At 33.5% G+C, this 17143-nt stretch carries 16 protein-coding genes; 7 read left to right on the top strand and 9 right to left on the bottom strand.

The genetic code is table 11. The features are described from left to right. Window positions 1–139: 139 nt before the first annotated feature. Together CD30_RS08380 and CD30_RS08375 are read right to left on the bottom strand one after the other, a co-directional pair. Complete coding sequence (locus CD30_RS08380; protein ID WP_235802024.1) at window positions 140–1441, bottom strand: glycosyltransferase family 2 protein; 1302 nt, start codon at window positions 1439–1441, stop codon at window positions 140–142. A gap of 332 nt (window positions 1442–1773) precedes the next feature. After that, window positions 1774–2823: an LLM class flavin-dependent oxidoreductase gene (locus CD30_RS08375; RefSeq protein WP_036175203.1), complete on the bottom strand. Its 1050-nt coding sequence runs from the start codon at window positions 2821–2823 to the stop codon at window positions 1774–1776. Window positions 2824–3049: 226 nt separating this feature from the next. Here CD30_RS08375 and CD30_RS08370 point away from each other — a divergent pair, with 226 nt between their 5' ends. Next, the gene (locus CD30_RS08370) at window positions 3050–3712 is read left to right on the top strand and encodes a hypothetical protein (protein WP_036175200.1); all 663 of its coding nucleotides are present in this window, start codon (window positions 3050–3052) and stop codon (window positions 3710–3712) included. A gap of 236 nt (window positions 3713–3948) precedes the next feature. On the opposite strand, the gene CD30_RS08365 is transcribed toward CD30_RS08370, so the two are convergent. Further along, window positions 3949–5130 (bottom strand): DHH family phosphoesterase, encoded by a 1182-nt coding sequence (locus CD30_RS08365; protein WP_036175197.1) that lies wholly within the window; start codon window positions 5128–5130, stop codon window positions 3949–3951. Between the two features lie 30 nt (window positions 5131–5160). Continuing rightward, the gene (locus CD30_RS08360) at window positions 5161–6417 is read right to left on the bottom strand and encodes a cytochrome P450 (protein WP_036175194.1); all 1257 of its coding nucleotides are present in this window, start codon (window positions 6415–6417) and stop codon (window positions 5161–5163) included. 133 nt (window positions 6418–6550) lie between these two features. On the opposite strand from CD30_RS08360, the gene CD30_RS08355 reads away from it, so the two are divergent. Both CD30_RS08355 and CD30_RS08350 read left to right on the top strand, forming a co-directional pair. After that, window positions 6551–7219 carry a restriction endonuclease gene (locus tag CD30_RS08355; RefSeq protein ID WP_084077741.1) on the top strand — a complete coding sequence of 223 codons (669 nt, stop codon included), beginning with the start codon at window positions 6551–6553 and terminating at the stop codon, window positions 7217–7219. 241 nt (window positions 7220–7460) lie between these two features. After that, window positions 7461–8384: a ketopantoate reductase family protein gene (locus CD30_RS08350; protein ID WP_036175190.1), complete on the top strand. Its 924-nt coding sequence runs from the start codon at window positions 7461–7463 to the stop codon at window positions 8382–8384. Between the two features lie 72 nt (window positions 8385–8456). On the opposite strand, the gene CD30_RS08345 is transcribed toward CD30_RS08350, so the two are convergent. The 3 genes from CD30_RS08345 to CD30_RS08335 form a co-directional block, all read right to left on the bottom strand. Further along, window positions 8457–8672 (bottom strand): alpha/beta-type small acid-soluble spore protein, encoded by a 216-nt coding sequence (locus CD30_RS08345; protein ID WP_036175187.1) that lies wholly within the window; start codon window positions 8670–8672, stop codon window positions 8457–8459. Between the two features lie 163 nt (window positions 8673–8835). After that, complete coding sequence (locus CD30_RS08340; protein ID WP_036175184.1) at window positions 8836–10026, bottom strand: aminotransferase-like domain-containing protein; 1191 nt, start codon at window positions 10024–10026, stop codon at window positions 8836–8838. A 39-nt stretch (window positions 10027–10065) separates the two neighbouring features. Continuing rightward, window positions 10066–11055, bottom strand: coding sequence for a 2-hydroxyacid dehydrogenase (locus CD30_RS08335; protein WP_036175182.1), 990 nt, complete (start codon window positions 11053–11055; stop codon window positions 10066–10068). A gap of 287 nt (window positions 11056–11342) precedes the next feature. On the opposite strand from CD30_RS08335, the gene CD30_RS08330 reads away from it, so the two are divergent. Both CD30_RS08330 and CD30_RS08325 read left to right on the top strand, forming a co-directional pair. Next, on the top strand, window positions 11343–11798 hold the full coding sequence (locus tag CD30_RS08330; RefSeq protein ID WP_036175179.1) for a hypothetical protein: 456 nt from the start codon (window positions 11343–11345) through the stop codon (window positions 11796–11798). A 332-nt stretch (window positions 11799–12130) separates the two neighbouring features. Next, window positions 12131–13201, top strand: coding sequence for a tartrate dehydrogenase (locus CD30_RS08325; protein WP_036175176.1), 1071 nt, complete (start codon window positions 12131–12133; stop codon window positions 13199–13201). Between the two features lie 273 nt (window positions 13202–13474). Here CD30_RS08325 and CD30_RS08320 read toward each other — a convergent pair whose 3' ends face one another. Together CD30_RS08320 and CD30_RS08315 are read right to left on the bottom strand one after the other, a co-directional pair. Beyond that, window positions 13475–13801: a hypothetical protein gene (locus CD30_RS08320; protein WP_036175173.1), complete on the bottom strand. Its 327-nt coding sequence runs from the start codon at window positions 13799–13801 to the stop codon at window positions 13475–13477. A gap of 415 nt (window positions 13802–14216) precedes the next feature. Beyond that, window positions 14217–14912 carry a DUF3298 and DUF4163 domain-containing protein gene (locus CD30_RS08315; protein WP_036175170.1) on the bottom strand — a complete coding sequence of 232 codons (696 nt, stop codon included), beginning with the start codon at window positions 14910–14912 and terminating at the stop codon, window positions 14217–14219. Between the two features lie 150 nt (window positions 14913–15062). Between CD30_RS08315 and CD30_RS08310 the strand changes: the two genes are divergently transcribed. After that, on the top strand, window positions 15063–15599 hold the full coding sequence (locus CD30_RS08310; RefSeq protein ID WP_036175167.1) for a ribonuclease H-like YkuK family protein: 537 nt from the start codon (window positions 15063–15065) through the stop codon (window positions 15597–15599). A 173-nt stretch (window positions 15600–15772) separates the two neighbouring features. Beyond that, window positions 15773–17038, top strand: a complete 1266-nt coding sequence (locus tag CD30_RS08305; RefSeq protein ID WP_036175164.1) for an MFS transporter — start codon at window positions 15773–15775, stop codon at window positions 17036–17038. The last annotated feature ends 105 nt before the right edge of the window (window positions 17039–17143 follow it).

The raw sequence follows: 17143 nt of genomic DNA, 5'->3' as shown, positions 1-17143 counted from the left end.
CATTAATTAATGCAGAATTCAAACTATAGTGTTAGATTTAATTACATAAAAAGCTATTTATAATGAAATCTTAAATTTTTTATTTCAACAAAAAAACTACACTCGCATTAAGGCAAGTGTAGTCCCTTATTTATTTTGTTTAATTTTTCACATTATCCAATACATCATCAATGGATTTCGCCACCGTATGTGCAATTGGCTTCCATTCCACTTTCTTAAATAAAGCGACAATTGCAATTGGTATATAGGTTACCATAAACAGTGGGAAAGTAAATGTGTACAGTATCTTTTTCCAATTTGAAGAATGAATTCTCTTCCATTCCGTAATTGTTGTAATTAATCCTAGGATAAATAATATCCCGAAATACCAACAAAATGATTTTAGAATGGCGAATGTCGTGACTGGAATGATTTCCTTACCGTCTATAATACCGAAAATTCCCGCTAAATAGAACGAACTATTTACTGCGATACTGAAGCAAGTAATAAGCATTGCTGGCATGACTGTCATCGCCATATCATAACAAGAGAAACGGTTTCCTTTGTTAAATAAAACCCCGCTAATTAAACTTTTACCGTAGTTACTAAATACTTGGTAAAAGCCTTTTGCCCAACGCAAACGCTGGTGCCATGACTGTTTAAAGGTAACTGGTTGCTCGTCATAAAGAACTGCATTTCTGCAATAGCCGATTTTCTCACCTTTTATAATTTGAGATACCGAAAATTCAATATCCTCTGTTAAAAGATGATGAATCCAACCACCATTTTCTTTAAATATTTCTGCTTTCACTAAAAATCCTGTTCCAGATATAGCACAGCTATTTTTTAATGTCATTCTAGGTAAATTCAAATATTCTGCCTCATGTAAAAACCAAAGTCCATATCCTGCAGAAATCCAGTTATGATCAAAGTTTTTAGAATTTCTGTAGCTTGTTATTACTCGATAGCCTTCGTTAAAGGTTTTATTCATTTCCGCAATATAATTTTTATCTAATAAATTATCAGCATCTAATACAAGATAACCATCATACTGTTTATGAGCGTACTCATTTTCTATAAACTTGATCATAAAATCTAGAGCATATCCTTTACCTACCTGCTCCTTATTGAATCTTTCTCTTACAATTGCCCCTTCACGTTCAGCTATCATTGCTGTTTTGTCAGTGCAGTTGTCTGCAACAACAAAAATGTCAACTAATTCCTTTGGGTAATTTTGTTTCTTAATACTTTTTATTAGTTGCCCAATTACTACTTCTTCATTTCGAGCAGCTATAAGTACTGCAAACCTATTTTTATGCTGATTATGATTCACCTGTCTTTGCTTTCTTTTCTCTTTAAAGGCAATGAACATGTAAATAATTTGATACAAATACATAAAAGCAAATAAAATGAACATGAAAAGATTAAAATTTTCAATGAAAGATGAAATTTGAGAATTCAAGTGAATGCCTCCACAATTAAGTAATATAAGATTTGTTTTTCCTGTTATTTATTTCCAAACCATACAGCAAGATTGCACATACTTTATATGACGATGTAAAAATAAAAAAGTTCTAATATATTCCATTAAAATTTGAAAATTTTTTTAAACCTTTCGATATTTGTTAATAATTATTTTTTGTTGAAAACCAATCTAGTAATAAGTTATATCCTTTTCACCTTATAAAAATGCATTTTTTGTAAAAATTTGTTGAAAACACACATTTTTAGATTAAATGAAAAGAACTGTATCATAGGTAAACTTCTATGACACAGCTCTTTTCGTATTTTTAGTTAGTTATTTGTTTCCCATTTTGCAACCTCTTCACGAACAATCGGTGCTACTTCTTTACCAAGTAATTCAATGGATCTCATTACATCTTCATGAGGCATTGAACCGACAGGACAGTGCAACATAAATCTTGTAATTCCCACATTTTTTCTAAGGAATATTATTTTTTCTGCTACGGTTTTTACATCTCCCACATATAGTGCCCCTTCTAAGCTCCGTGCATGGTCAAATGTATCTCGGGTATACTGACCCCAACCACGCTCTCTCCCTATAATATTCATTGCATATTGAGTAGGAGGGAAAAATTTATCTATTGCAACTTCTGTCGTATCCCCAACAAAACCATGGGAATGAGAAGCAACTGTTAACTTTGATATATCGTGCCCAGCTTGTTTCGCTGCTTTATAATACAATTGGACAAGCGGTGCAAATTGTAAAGGACTACCTCCAATTATTGCAAGTACAAGTGGCAATCCAAGTACTCCCGCACGAACAACCGATTGCGGCGTTCCACCACTCGCTATCCAAACAGGTAAAGGCTCTTGAACAGGCCTTGGATATACACCTCTGTTATTTATCGATGCTCGATGCTTTCCTTCCCAAGTAATCACTTCATTTTCTCTAAGTTTTAATAATAAATCTAATTTCTCATCAAATAATTCATCATAATCCTTTAAGTCGTAGCCAAATAGGGGGAATGACTCAATAAAGGAGCCACGACCTGCCATAATCTCTGCACGTCCATTTGAAATCGCATCTACTGTTGAAAATTCTTGAAATACGCGGACTGGATCATCAGACGATAGTACAGTTACCGCACTTGTTAATCTTATATTTTTAGTACGTGATGCTGCTGCTGAAAGAAGTACTGCTGGTGTAGAGCAGGCATAATCTTTTCGGTGATGTTCCCCGACACCATACACATCCAATCCTACTTCATCCGCTAAAACAATTTCCTCCACTACCTCACGAATCCGCTCTGCATGGGTTTTCACTTTTCCCGTATGTACATCTGGTGTAGTTTCTACGAAGGTTGTTAATCCTATTTCCATATTTTTATCCCCCTATCAATTTCAATTCCTTTTCATCATACATTACTAAATTTAAAACAATCAATTATCGGGATTTTATTATGGTTGAACCAAAAAATTCAAAATTTACCCGGATATTACTTGAATTTTTTATAAGGAATCATTATATTTAGTTGAATCGTTGCCAAACTAAATTATTAACGAAGATTCAAAGATGAAAATGATTGAAAATCGGAGGTTGAATTCGTTGAACCTATTTCAAGTTAGAAAAGGACAGTTTGTTTATTACAACAATGAGTTACATAAGGTGTATGCTGTAAAGCCAATGTATAAACAATCTGTTCATCTAATGCGTTTAAAAGACTCAACACAGCATTTATGTAGTGCAAAAGAGGTTGAAAAATATCAGCCTAAAGCTTTGGATAGTTTTATTTTCAACAAAAAAGCTTATACGCTAAACAAGGAAAGAGCTGCCAAGGTAGGTGATTTCATTCTAGTCACAAATCCAAACCCTGATTATTTGGATCATTATACGCTTAATGAGATTGAAGTCGTTGCTCGCGTAGAGGATGAAGGGGTAATCACGAACAATTCAAACGGTATTAAACATACCGAATATTTACTTATGGCGCCAGGTCGGGAAGAAAATAGCCATCCTATCGACTTTAGAGATGCTCATTTACCAACGGAAGACGAGCTAAAGGATTCAAGTTCAGGAGAACTAGATGAAAACTTAGAACCCACTATTGGAGATGTTTATAAAAAAATCGATAGTCAAATTGAATCGATGGTAATAGCCATTCATGGAAATACGGTGTTTCTTGGCGGAGGCTTCCAGCTGCCTAAAGATGAATTATTGGATAGTCAAAAATGGGTTTTTCTTTACAGTTTGCTTGATCAGGAATCTTAGCGATGTAATTTATATTCATGCGGTATAGTTGTTTAATATGGTATGAGTTTAGTTAAGAAGAGCAACACGTGGAAATCATCCGAGAACATTTCCAAATGCTGTACAAATTTTAGAAACAAAAAGAACTCCGAAAATCATGCAGATTTCCAGAGTTCTTTTTTTATTAACGTTTCCTTTTCGTACAAGAAAAAAATCCGCAAATTATTAATTTACGGATTATCAAATTAAAAATCGGTTTACGGATTGGCTTTCCTTATTTCTTTCATCAAATATTCTACAAACTCTTCATCACGTACTAACCATGCTTCATACATTCTTTTTAAATAGGTTTCTGCGTCCAAGAATTTTTCGAAGGTTTCTTTTAGAGCTTTTTTATTTTTCTCAATGATCCAATGTTCTTTATCTGGAATAATGAAAAAGATATCTTCATCGCGATTTTTAAACATTGTCCCAAAGGCAGATTCTTTTAAATTGTAGCGATTTCTTTTTGCATCTTCTTGAATCGAATCAAGGTGGAATGTATCTAAAACATATAATTTGTAGCCCTCTTCAATCAAATTACATCCTGAGGCTTTTTGATGTCCTCCGCCACCAAATCTTCCTGCGATTTCAGAAACATCCACATCATCATGAATGGTACGGAAGGATATTTTTTTACCGCCCATATTTAAAATCGTTATATAGTCGAGATGGGGATGTTCCTTTCCTAATTCATTTCCTAGTTCAGAGTGATAGGATTCCGCATAAACAATTCCTGCAAAATGTTCGCCAACCTTAGCTTGAACTATTTCTCTCCTTTTCCGACGGATATAACGCTCTATCTTATCCTCTTCCATATTCAATAGCTTCTTTTCAAACTCATCGAAATCAAAATGCTCACTTGTTTGCAAGCGCTCTAGCATGGTTTCTTCAAACTCATCAATGGATACTAAATAGAAAAGGGAATTTAAAGAATGGGCCTTGTGGTTTTCATTTTTTTCCCATTCCCACGTATCATACTGTCTAACGAGCTCAACAAATTCAGTAATGGCACTCTTTTCTTCTAACAATTCTTTGGTTAATAAATAATTATAAAATAATGAAGTGGCACTCGTTAAGCGACCTAACTCATCTTCTACTAATACAAAACCCCATTCATATTCATTTAAGTGCATTGCCGATTTATGATGATCAATCAGTTGGACGTTTTGGTACTGCTCATAAAATTTCTCAAGTTTTTGTTCATAGGATTCACTTGGAGAAAGATCTGTTATAAATAAAAAGGTTTCGGGACTGTCATTTTCTAAGAAAAACTCTATTTCGCGATTTAGGGAAGATACAGAGTTATAACGAACTTTTACATCTTGACCAAAGGCAAGCTTAGCTAATATCCCGCAACCAACTCCATCTAAATCATTATGTGATAACAATTTATACATTTTTTCACCTCAGAGAAAGTATAGCATTTCTTATTTTCTTCTTATATTTCGAAGTATTATTCTGCTGTGTGGAATGCTAGGGATATCGTTTAGTTCAAAGGATAAATCCTGTTCTGGAACTTCAAAATCAAGTTTGTTCGCTAGATAATCCAAACTAACCTTCATAATTTCTAAAGTAACCTTTTCACCCGCGCAACGATGTCCCGAAAGATAATCTCCACCACCCTGAGGAATTAAAGTGAATCGATCCTCTTTCCAATCAATAAAACGACCAGGTTTAAAAGCTTCTGGATCCTCCCAAATATCCCCATCATGATTTGTTCCATATAAATCAAGTAAAGCTAACGTATCTTTTTTAATTTTGTAATCCTTCCATGTAAAATCACGATTTGCACGGGCAGCTACAAATGGGAAAAATGGGTAAAAACGGCGCACTTCATTTACAAACATTTCAAAATCCTTATCATCTGCTTTTTTTAATTTCTTTTTTTCATCGGGATGTTCAATGATTGCTAGCGCCAAAAAGTTAATATACACAGAAATTGCTACAATCGGGCGATATATGTTAATTACTTCAACAGCTACTGTTTCGATATCTAATAACTCCCCATTTTCATCCTTATGCAAAGAAAATTTATGAAGGGCTGTACCTTCAGGTGGGATGAGCTTTTTGTCTCTTATTTTTTGAATTAATTCCTTCATCCATTTTTCAACTTGGTTACGTGCGTTTCGTCCCTTCCAATGAGTTGGTCCAATGCTTGCTGCAGATTCATACATTTCACTTAGTTCCTTAGCGAGCCATCTGAGTTCTTCTTCTTCGACTAAAACCCCCGCCCAAACGCAAGCAATTTTGCATAACATTTCCTTCATTTCATCATATAAAATGATTTCATATTTTGTTTCCCATTCATCAATTGTTTTTTCCCAAAATTGCTTTGTAATCTCTTTTAATTGATCAATTCGTTCGTCTGACATAATCGACATTAGCATTTCTTTACGGTTTCTATGTTCTTCACCATCTAAAGTTTGTACTGAATTTTTCCCAAATAAGCTTTGCACGACACGATTAGGAGCTGCATTTTCTCTTTTAAAGTTATCTGGCGTGTAAAATATCTCAGTTGCATCTCTACCACTCATGCAAATTGCTTTTTTTCCAAGTATTCTCGTCTCAAAAATTTCTGACTTTAGGCTTCTACGTCTGTTTAATATAAACTTGTAGCCCTCTTCTAAAAGTCCAAGTGTGTGGTCGATTCCTTCGTCTTTTGGCATTTCGTTGTTTGCCGTCATAACAACATCTCCTTACTTTCGATATTACAGTTATTGTTTGTGAATTTTTTTAATTTACTCACCTATCGCATAATTCATAATTTCATCAAATTATGGCGATACTATAAAAAAATTCTTTTAAGGGATGACATCTATGACAAGACATACAGCTAAAACGGTAAAAATAAAAGAAGTAAAATTCACTCAGTTGCTATTAATCAGTGCATTATGCTTTACCATTGTCATTTCATTACTAAATTCCCTGTCCATTGAACCTAATTTATTAGATTTTCAATTTTACCTACTATTTCTTTTAGTATTATCTTTCATTTATAAACCATTTGGTCTCTTTATAATAAAAGGCTTAAAACGTACATTATTTTTTATAAAAAACTTGTTTGTGAAGAATAAAAAGAATCTTTTTATTGATGAAATCGATCGATTAGATGGGAAAGAGTTCGAACAGTTTTTAAAAGTAGTTTTTGAAAAAGAAGGGTACCGAGCTGAGTTCACTCAGACTTCCTTTGATTATGGGGCAAACCTCATTTTAACAAAAGGAAGAAAAAAATATGTTGTACAAGCAAAAAGGAGAAATAGTAAGGTCGGAATAAGGGCTATTCAAGAAATCGTTGCCTCCATTAAGCAATATAATGCAACAGGTGCTATTGTCGTAACTAATCATTTTTTCACTGCTTCAGCTAAACGATTGGCAAAAACTAATGATGTTGAACTTATTGATAGAGACACACTTATCAAACTATTGAATGGTTCAAATAAAAAGTATCGATTTGCTACAGCTCTTTCTTTAATATTAAATAAGTAAAACAATTAACAGGTGCCAGAAACTAAGTTTACTGGCACTTTTTTGTTTTGATTCTCCAATTTCTTTCGTAATAAATATTCTACACCGTCAAACCTGACAGAAATTAGAAAAATTTACTCCTTCCTTCCCGTATTTACCCAATTACTACAATAACTTCTTCTAAACTTTCATTTTTCTGATAAAATTATTATTAGTATTTTTAGAAATATCTGAAATATTTAAATTGGAAGGGTCGTAGCCTATGGAGATTAAAACTGTATCAATTATCGGTTTAGGTGCATTAGGAATTATGTATGCACAGCATTTATCGAAGAAATTACCTAAAGGTCGGGTAAGAATTATCGCTGATAAAGATAGAATAAAAAGGTATCAAATCGAAGGTATTTACTGTAACGGTGAACTTTGTGATTTTCATTATGTAACGCCAGAGGAAGTAGTTGAGCCTGCCGATTTACTTTTATTTACCGTGAAGTTTGATGGATTAGAGGATGCCATAAAATCTGTTAAGAATCATGTCGGTGAAAATACTATCTTCATGTCTGCCTTAAATGGAATTATTAGCGAAAAAATGATTGAAGATGCTTATGGGGAGGATAAGGTTTTATACTGTGTTGGACAAGGAATGGATGCGGTTAAAGTAGGCAATCAATTATCCTACGATCACATAGGACTATTAGTATTTGGGGATAAGGAACCTGGAATCCTTTCTGAAAATACGAAAGCAGTAGATGCATTTTTCAACGAAACGGAACTTCCTCATGAAATTGAAACAAATATGAGACGTCGATTGTGGAGTAAATTTATGCTGAATGTAGGAGTTAATCAAACTGTCGCCATTTATAAAAGCAACTACGGAGAAGTGCAACAAGATGGTGTAGCACGTGATACAATGATTGCCGCTATGAGAGAAGTCATTAAAATAGCTGCTAAAGAAGGTATTGAATTAACAGAAGCTGACATCGAATACTGGTTAAATATTCTTAGCACCTTGAATCCAAAAGGAAAACCCTCCATGGCTCAAGATGTCGATGCTAAACGTCTTAGTGAGGTGGAATTGTTCTCTGGAACAGTTCTACAATACGCCGCTAAATATAATATAAATGTCCCTATAAATAAAATGTTATATGATAAAATTTCTCTTATCGAAAGTGAATATTCTGTATAATACTTGTCGATAACTTTATTAGAAATTAAAGAGGCTGATTCAAATCAGCTTGAATCAACCTCTTAAAACTCATTATTCGCTAGGTGTTCTTCCTTTTAATTGCGCTTCAGCCATTTGCACAAGGCGTTTGGTAATCTCTCCACCTACTGATCCATTAGCTCGTGAAGAATTATCCGCTGATAGTTGAACACCAAACTCTTGTGCAATCTCATATTTCATTTGATCCATTGCAGCTTGCGCCCCAGGGAAAACTAACTTATTTGAATTTCCGTTATTGTTAGAAGCCATCCTTCTCACCTCCTTATGTCATTTAGAATGCACAAGCAGGTGTTTTTAATACATTTTAATATTTAGTAACTATTGATAATAATAACCAAGTATTTTTAAAATTAAATTACATATAAAAGAACGAAGCTCCTAAAAACCGGGTACTTTAGGAGCTTTGAATCATTTATTTAGCTAATTCTTTTGAAAACAATTCACCTAATCGTTTAATTCCTTCTTCAATTTGTTCAGGTGTACTAGAGGAGAAATTCAGGCGTAAGTGTCTAATGCCATCCTCAGGGTTTTTACAGAAATGAATTCCCGGTACAAAGGCCACTTTATAATCCGATGCAGATTTTTTAAATAATTCAAGCACGTCTGGTTCACCAGGTAATTCAACCCAAACAAATAATCCCCCATCTGGTTCAGTATATTTCGTACCTTCTGGGAAGTATTTTTTTATTGCACTTAGCATTGTATTTAGACGAACCTCATACATCGGTTTTATTTTTTCAAGATGACCTGGTAAAAGACCACGATTTAAAAATTCCGCGCAAATTTCCTGTGATAAGTTTGCTGTATGTGTATCCGCACCTTGCTTTGCTACTGCTAATTTTTGAATGATTTCTGTCTCTGCTAAAATTGTACCAACACGTAACCCTGGAGAAATAATTTTAGCAAAACTATTTAATAGAACAACATGCCCTGTTTTATCGAACATTTTTATATTTGGAACAACTTCACCTTTATAGCGTAAATCACAGTATGGATCATCTTCTAATACGATTAGGTTATTTTGTGATGCAAGTTCTGCTACCTTTTGACGACGATCTACTGGTAATGTACGACCTGTTGGATTTTGGAATGTAGGAATTGTATAAAGCATTTTAGGATTATGTTCTTTAATTTTTGCTTCTAAATCTTCAACGATTAAACCATGTTCATCCATCGCAACTGGTACGCATTTTACAAAGTATTTATTAAAGACAGAGAATACACCTAAAAAAGTTGGAGATTCTACTAATACAACATCACCCGGATTTAGAAAAACATCAGCTAATAGTTGAATTCCTTGGGATGCACCTGTTGTCACAATGACATTCTCAACTGCCGCTTCAATTCCTTTGGGCTTTGCAATATGCTCAACATAAGCTTGTCTTAAAGCAGGCCATCCTTCTGTAATACCATATTGTAATACTTGTGGTCCTTTTTCAGTTAATGCTTTTTCTGTAATATCCTTTATTACATCTATTGGAAAGGATTGATTTGCTGGACTCCCCCCACCAAAAGAAATAATTTCTGGATCTGCCATTGCTTTAAAAATTTCACGAATTGCACTTGTGGAAACTTGTCCCATACGATCTGCAAATTGGTACATAATGTGTTTTCCCCCTAATTCATATACTAATTTTATTTATTATAATCCATTCACAATATAATTTGGTCTTTTGTTATTTTCAACAAGTTCAATATTAGACCAAATGTTTAAATGTGCTCGATAAAATGTACTTCTTGTTATTCCTCCAATGTGAGGTGAGAAGATTACCTTATGTGCCACTTCTTCTGGTAATGCAACGAGTGGATTATCTTTTTGAGTTGGTTCAGGATGTACTGTATCAAAACCTGCTCCTTTTATTTCTCCATTAATTAACGCTTCTCTCATTGCTACATTATCAACTAATTCACCACGTGCAGTATTAATTACATATGCAGATTTTTTCATTTTTTTTAAAAACTCTTTATTAATGATTTCCGTTGTTTCCTCTGTCACTGCAACATGAAGACTAATAAAATCACATTCTTTTACTAATTCATCTAATTCTAAATAAGAGACACCATATTCTTCCTCGATTTCTTTCGATTGTCTCGTTCTATTCCAATAATATAGCTCACACTCAAAAGGGGTGAGGCGTTTTGCAGTAGCTTTTGCAATATCACCAAATCCAACTAAACCAATTTTACAATCTGCCAGCTCTGTAATTCCTTCAACCATCGCTTTTTCTTTTGTTTGTATTTGGAGACCTTCACGAACTTTTTGATCTCCCGTAACCACATCGCGAAGTAACCCTAGCATTAGTAGGATCGTTTGTTCAGCAACGGCGCCTGCATTAATTCCCTTATTATTACATACAAAAACACCTTTTTCTTTTGCAGTCTGTATGTCAATACCGTTATAACCTACACCTTCAGAATGAATTAATTTTAATTTTGGAAGATGCTCAATAACTTTTTTACTAACGGATCCAATTGCATCTACAATTAAATATTCAGCTTCTTTTCCCTTTTCAATTAACACTTCATCACTTGTGCCAATCGGACAAATGATTAACTCCGCATTTTTGGCTATGTCTTTATCAGGCATATACTTTAAATAGCGATCCTCTTTCCCTATCACTAATACCTTCATGAATACATCTCCTTTTCCTCAATATCCATGCTTATGCTATGAATTTTATAGTTTAATAAACAGTGTCTATTTTTCTATTTTAAATGTTTACCATTAAAAAATGTATAAATAATTGAAAAATTATGTCAATTCAAGGTTATTTCTATTCCTCATTAAAGCACCAAATTCAAACCATCAAGCTTCATTGTTTTCTACTCAAAATAAATGCCTATCATTCGTGTTAAATTTCTTTCTATAAACATACATTTTATTACCATTATTAATCGATATAAGGGGGATAGACCTTAGTGACAAAGAAACCAAATGATAGTTTCGATTTGATGCTATATTCAGTTGGACTAGCCTTAGCCTTTTTTGTATTTCTCTCTTCTAGATGGCTGTCGCTGCCATTAATGAAGGAAATGGAGTCCGGTACGTCATTAGCAGAAATTGTTTTCAAGGAAAATGATGAAGTCAGTTTTTTTGGAAATTTACTAATCCCTACAGTCCTATGGCTTATAGGGATTGCAATTTTAATCATCTTATTATGGCAAATGGTCAAATCTATCGTCATAAGGAAAGATTCTAAGTTTAATAAATTTCTATTAATACTTATTGCTTTCATAATTTTAGTTGACTTATGGTTGACACTTATACACGGTTGGGACCTACTAGTGCTAAATTTACAATATCTCATCCTTGTAGTCGTGCTATTAGTTTTAATCGGTTGTGTGATTCAGTTTTTTGTTCTTCAAAAAAAATAATATTACAATAATATACATACTCCATATGTAAATAATAGGCCCTGAACTTGTCTCGTTCATTCCAAAATGTGATGTGCCCGATGTTTTAAACGGGACAAGTTATGAATTTACCCGCTGAGCTATGGAAAAGTAAGTGGTTTTCCTCTCCCTAGTTAAAATATTCTATTTTCTCACACGTCCCCCAAATAATTCTGATTTACTTGATCAGATAGTTAAATTCCCTATTTATTAACAAATCTATTAACAAAATTAGAGTAATATAATTTCATTTCTATTTATAATTCAAATATTATGGTATATTTTTAGAAAATTAAATAAAAGGGGTTTTTAATTTGAATACATATAAAATTGCTGTAATAGCTGGCGATGGCATTGGTAAAGAGGTCGTTCCAGCAGCAATAGAAGTTTTAGACGAAGTTGCAAAGCTGGATGGGAGCTTTCAATTTGAGTGGACTTATTTTCCATGGGGCTGTGATTATTATTTAGAGCATGGTGTCATGATGCCTGAGGATGGGCTTGAAACATTAAAGCAATATGATCAAATATTTTTAGGAGCCGTCGGGATGCCAGAACTTGTTCCCGACCACATATCTCTTTGGGGACTATTGATAAAAATTCGCAGAGGAATGAAGCAATCCATTAACGTAAGACCAGCAAAACTTTTAGCAGGCTTAGAATCACCTTTGAAAAACCCTCAAAACTTTGATATTACAGTTGTCAGAGAAAATTCTGAAGGTGAATATTCAGATAGCGGTGGTCGTATGCATAGTGGATCTGATGAAATTGCCATTCAAAACGCTGTATTCACTAGAAAAGCAACTGAAAGAGCAATGCGCTATGCTTTTGAACTAGCTAAAAATTCAAAGGGGCATGTGACAAGTGCTACAAAATCTAACGGTCTTACATACTCGATGCCATTTTGGGATGAAGTATTTGATGATGTAAAAAAAGATTATCCTGAAGTTCAATCTGTATCTAATCATATTGATGCTCTAGCAGCGTTTTTTGTCATGAAACCACATGCATTCAATGTAATCGTTGCTTCTAATTTGTTTGGTGATATTTTAACTGATCTAGGTGGTGCCATTATGGGAAGTATTGGTATCGCCCCAGCAGCCAATCTAAATATAGAGCGAGAATATCCATCAATGTTTGAACCTGTTCATGGCTCAGCGCCTGACATTGCAGGAAAAGGAATCGCTAATCCAATCGGTCAAATTTGGACAGGTAAGATGATGTTAGATTTTTTAGGACACTCAAATGCTGGAGATCGTGTCTTAAATGCCATCGAGACAACATTAGCTTCTGGTATTAAAACAGGTGATTTAGGTGGTACAGCCAATTTAGAAGAAGTTAAAAATGCCATTATCGAAAATCTGAAAAATGATACAATGATTATGTGATCGCTTAATGCGATTGGCACTAAATAGTATAATGAAAAAAAGTGAACTCTTTCTTTTTTGCTGGTCAGCTTTAGAAAGAGTTCATTTTTTTATTCGTACCCCCTTTTTCTCCCCTCTTTTTGCATAGAATCTTGCATAATTAGAACGTAAAAAAGAGCAGCCATTTGGCCCCTCTGTATATTGTCTCTATTTTTATAAGTGTTGAAAACTATGTAGAATTATCCAAAAAGCCCTACTAGATTTCTCATACCACTCAAAGGGAGTAGTAATAGTTTACTTATTTTCATTAGGATAATCTGTAATAGAAAGATTGCTTTTTTCTTTATCGGACCACCTATAAAGCATTCTATCTCCATTGTTCAATGTTACCTGAACATTATAAAAAAAAGGATAAACTCCTGCCTGTGAACGAAAAACCTCTATATCTTTTACTTCTTCTTCTGTAATAGAGCGATTTTCAATTACATCAAACATAACTGCTACTAATAATTCTTCTCTATTCTCTCTACTTCCATACTTATAATTTTGATAGTTGAAATATATTAGAGTTCCTATAAAAAGGAAAAAGAAAACAATAGGTAACAACCAACTTTTCTTCATATCTTATTATCTTCCTTTATTTTTTCAAAAAAAGTAAATTATAGTTGTTGAACAGGGTGATATTTTATATACTATCATTGTAAGTATTTTACAATAAAGGGGATGAACTATCAATGAAAAGAACATTAAAAACAACAATGTTATTCTTTACAACTTTGATACTAATTTTAGCATTTAATGTTTCTACTTCTCATGTAAATGCTGTAAAGGGATTACGGGTCATGTTGGGATAGTAAATCCTTCTACAGGAACTGTAACTCATATTCAGGGTCCTGGTTATTCACCTAAATCAATATCCATAAATTCTTAGTTTAAGACACTAAATAGTATAATGAAAAAAAGGGAACTATAATTACAATTACACATCAATAATCCTCTGAATCTTTTTGTATTCAGAGGATTTTTCTTTTTCCGCTTATTCAAATAAGGAGCTAGGGATACTAATGGTTGGGTGACCTACGGCATAGGGTGCAACCTCATATTGCTGGAAGATCAAATCAATACCTTCGTCTGTGAAATAAAATTGTGTATCTTTATTAACTAAAAAGTCTTTAAGAATACCTTCATCAAAGAAAATTTCTTGATGCTCTCTCATATATTTTCTTACATAATCGGTTATATCTATATATTTTGATTGATCGGATACCAAATCATCGAGTGAATATTTTTTTCCAGTCTTTAAATTGAAATTGTAAGTTGTCACACCTTCAAGGCCATGTGCTCCACCGGAATATGTTGCATCATAAAATAAAATACTCACTCTTCCATCCTGATTATATTTCACATCATAATATGTTGAATAACTATATTCACAGATTGGTGCTTGCTTTTTGCAATCAACCCCTTTTTTATAGTTCTCCATTTCCTCCATCAATTTCAAATAAGCTTTGTAGGATGATTGGATATGTTCATGGAGTACACCATTTATCTTTTTCTGTCCTTCACTATTCTTAAGTCCAGTTACTTGAGGATACTTTAAAAATGCTTCCTTGTAGTTTTCAGTAATAACCTTTGCAGATGAAACTTCAGAAGCTCCTACATTAAAAGTAAATAAATGAGATCCCATTCCAAAAAGGATTATCATCATTAAAAGCCGACTTAAATTTTTCATGCCCAAGCCACCTTTACCCTATTTTCCATTTATGATGCACAACTCCATCGTTTTCAGACACAAAATCAAAATTTTCTTTTGATTAATTTTTTTATTATTTCACTAATAGAATTTAATGAGTGAATAACGAAAAAGGAAAGGTAGGAACAAATGAAAAATAAATATGTTTTTGATCAAACCTTTCAAAACTTAAGTCAAAAACATATGTCCTTTGAGCAAGTCTTTCGCTATATTGTTCAATTCATGGAAAAAGACCCCACCGGAAGTTTTAAATTAATGTTTGGAACAGATTCACAAGTTCATGCAACCCATACAAAATTTATAACTGGCATTGTTATACAGCAGGAAAGAAAAGGAGTCTGGGCTTGCTTTCGAAAAGTAATTGTTCCACGGAAGATGAAAAATTTGCACGAGCGGATTTCCTTCGAAACAACTTTAACAGAAGAAGTCGTATCCATGTTTAATAAAGAAGAAAAAGACCGTTTGTTTCATATTGTACTCCCACATATTTTAAAAGGCGCTAGCTTTTCCATTGAAGGTCATATTGACATCGGTTCAGGAAAAAGAAATAAAACAAGTATTTTCGTAAAAGAGATGATTTCTCGCATGAATTCAATTGGGCTAGAGGCGAAAATAAAGCCCTATTCCTTTGTAGCAAGTAGCTATGCAAATAGATTCACCAAATAAGCTTACTCTCACCTATCTCTACTAAAAAACCCTCCAATACACCAATTCTTTTTATTTACTTTTCAAATTACCTAACTGCATAATAGTGATTAATTAAGAGAATTGTATTTTTTAACAGAATTATAGCTTTTATTTTCATTTTTTCTATTCAAACAGAAACTAGGTGAGAATTTTTGAGACGCATTCACTACAGTTGGGTTATATTAGTCATTACCTTTTTTACAAATATCGTAGCTGGAATTGTTATTTCCTCTACAGGTGTCTTTTTAACACCATTAGAACAAGAATTCGGTTGGGATCGTTCGATTATTTCACTTGCCTTTGGTATAACTTTATTTTTATATGGATTATCTGGACCAATTATGGCAGCCTTGTTAGAGATTATAGGTTTAAAGAAAATGATGACCATTTCAATGGCTACACTTATGGTCGGAACTATCCTTACGTTGTTCATGCATGAACCATGGCAATTAATAATTATTTGGGGATTCATTTTCGGTCTAGGTTCAAGTGTATTCCTAACTGTATTAAGTCCCTATATTGCAAATCATTGGTTTGAGAAAAAACGGGGGCTAGTCGTTGGAATACTTACTTCAAGTACTGCTGCCGGACAGCTCATTCTTTTACCAGTGTTAGCAGCAATAATCGAAGCGTATTCATGGCGTCATGCCATCGGATTAATTATGGCCCTAAGTGTCATTATGTTTTTCTTTATCTTTCTCTTTATGAGAAATTCACCTAGAGAAATAGGGCTTCTTCCATACGGATTAGAAAAAGATGTTCCAGAAGAAATTGATACGAAAAAAGAAAATCCAATAATAATCGCTTTTAAAGGATTGATTGAAGCCTTAAAAATTAAGGAATTCTGGTTATTAGCAGGTAGCTTCTTTATTTGTGGACTCTCAACAAACGGACTAGTTGGTACACATTTTATCTCTCTTTGTATTAGCTTTGGAATACCATTAGTTACTGCAGCTTCATTTCTTTCTTTTATGGGTATCTTTAATTTATTAGGTACGACACTATCTGGATGGCTCTCTGACCGATTTGATAATCGGTGGCTATTATTCTGGTATTATGGATTACGAGGAGCCTCACTTGTTTTACTACCATTCGCTCTAACTAAAGGTTCTTACGTAATGCTAATCGTCTTTACCATTTTCTATGGTTTAGATTGGATTGCCACTGTACCACCAACAATCAGTATTTCCAGACAAATATTCGGCATTAAAAAAAGTGGAATTATTTATGGCTGGATATTTGCCTCTCATCAAATTGGTGCAGCAGTTGCAGCATTTGGTGGAGGGCTTATTTATAAATACTTTAACACGTATACATGGGCGTTTTTCTTGGCTGGTGTTTTCTGTGTATTGGCTAGTCTTTTTGTGATTTTGATAAAAAAACAAAATATGAATCTTCCAAAACAAATAAATGTTTAATAAAATTCCCCTAAATTTTCGTACTTGTCAAAATGTTTATTAATTTGTCGATGTTTTTTATTGGTAAAAGCATTGCATTTCCAATTAAAAAGAGGTACTATTTGG

The sequence above is a fragment of the Ureibacillus massiliensis 4400831 = CIP 108448 = CCUG 49529 genome (genome assembly GCF_000772965.1).
Classification (GTDB): domain Bacteria; phylum Bacillota; class Bacilli; order Bacillales_A; family Planococcaceae; genus Ureibacillus; species Ureibacillus massiliensis.
The sequence above is the reverse complement of the archived record's forward strand: the minus strand, read 5'-3'. Positions and strand labels throughout refer to the sequence as shown.